This is a genomic window from Mycobacterium sp. ABE4_509 (assembly GCF_056160785.1).
In genome coordinates this window covers 1-1,363 of the sequence record NZ_JBSWXU010000298.1, presented here as the reverse complement: position 1 = coordinate 1,363, position 1,363 = coordinate 1, and the positions used below count along the sequence as shown (strand labels likewise).

The 1,363-nt window shown below is 69.8% G+C and carries 2 protein-coding genes and 1 pseudogene; 2 read left to right on the top strand and 1 reads right to left on the bottom strand.

Annotated elements, in window-relative coordinates:
* On the bottom strand, positions 1–180 hold a 180-nt coding region (locus tag ACXAID_RS28130), incomplete at its 3' end, for a hypothetical protein (RefSeq protein WP_475025437.1).
* 197 nt (positions 181–377) lie between these two features.
* Here ACXAID_RS28130 and ACXAID_RS28125 point away from each other — a divergent pair.
* Both ACXAID_RS28125 and ACXAID_RS28120 read left to right on the top strand, forming a co-directional pair.
* The gene (locus ACXAID_RS28125) at positions 378–1,085 is read left to right on the top strand and encodes a response regulator transcription factor (RefSeq protein ID WP_475025438.1); all 708 of its coding nucleotides are present in this window, start codon (positions 378–380) and stop codon (positions 1,083–1,085) included.
* Positions 1,063–1,363: pseudogene (locus ACXAID_RS28120) on the top strand (two-component sensor histidine kinase); the annotation flags it as partial. The gene ACXAID_RS28125 and the pseudogene ACXAID_RS28120, both read left to right, overlap by 23 nt.

The following is a 1,363-nucleotide window of genomic DNA, read 5'->3' as shown; positions in this document are numbered from 1 at the left end:
GCCCGGTGCCGCGAACTGCGACGACTGACCGGTGGCGGCGTAGATCGCCGCGCCGCCCAGCCCGGCGATGACCGCGGCGACGCCGACGGCCAGGGCGGTCTGCCGCATGCCCCAGCGCTGCGCTGCCGGTTCCGGGCTTCCCCACACCGGGGTGTTCGAGTTCACCTGCTCGGTATCCATGGCCACCACCCTGGCGTCCCTCGATGGGTGTGCGCTGTGGATGCGCTCAGCATTCGATGAGCCGCTGGGCCGGCGATCTCGCGCCGTTTCACAGCGGGCACATAGGATCGGCACAGGAGGCGCCTAGCGCACCGATTCATACTGAGGTGGTGCCAGGACCTCAAGACACCGTTTCCGGCGACCCCGCGCGGGTCGCCATGCGCCGTGCCGACGGCAGTCCGATCCGGGTCCTGGTCGTCGACGACGAGCCGGTGCTTGCCGAGCTGGTGTCGATGGCGCTGCGCTACGAGGGGTGGGAGATCTCGACCGCCGGTGACGGTGCCGGTGCGCTCGCAGCCGCCCGGCAGAGTCCGCCCGACGTCGTCGTGCTGGATGTGATGCTGCCCGACATGAGCGGGCTGGAGGTGCTGGGCAAGCTGCGCGAGCAGATCCCCGGGCTGCCGCTGCTGCTGCTGACCGCCAAGGATTCGGTGGAGGACCGCATCGCGGGGCTGACCGCCGGCGGTGACGACTACGTGACCAAACCGTTCAGCATCGAGGAAGTGGTGCTGAGGTTGCGCGCGCTGCTGCGCCGCACCGGGGTGTCCGCGCCGGACGCCGACGAGGCGAAGATCGTCGTCGGCGATCTGGTGCTCGACGAGGACAGCCACGAGGTGACCCGCGCCGGTGAGCTGATCACCCTGACCGCGACGGAGTTCGAGCTGCTGCGGTTCATGATGCGCAACGCCAAACGCGTGCTGAGTAAGTCGCAGATCCTCGACCGGGTGTGGAGCTACGACTTCGGCGGCCGGTCCAACATCGTCGAGCTCTACGTTTCCTATCTGCGCAAGAAGATCGACAGCGGCCGGGAGCCGATGATCCACACGCTGCGCGGTGCGGGGTATGTCCTCAAACCCGCCCGCTGAGCGCGGCCGGAGGGTTCTGCGCTCACCGCGCAGCTGGATGCTGCGAACCCGCCTGCTGGTCACCCTGGTCGCTCTGCTGGCCGTCGTGTGCGCGGGGATCGGAATCGGCACCGAGTTCGCGCTGCAGCGCTTCCTGACCGCCCAACTCGACGAGCAGGTGATCGAGGCCGGCAATCGTTCCGCGGTGATCTTCGAGTTCGGGCCACCGCCGCCACCCGGCACGGGCCACCCCGCCCACGGGCCGCCGCGCGGAATGCCCGGACCGCCCCCGCCCGGGC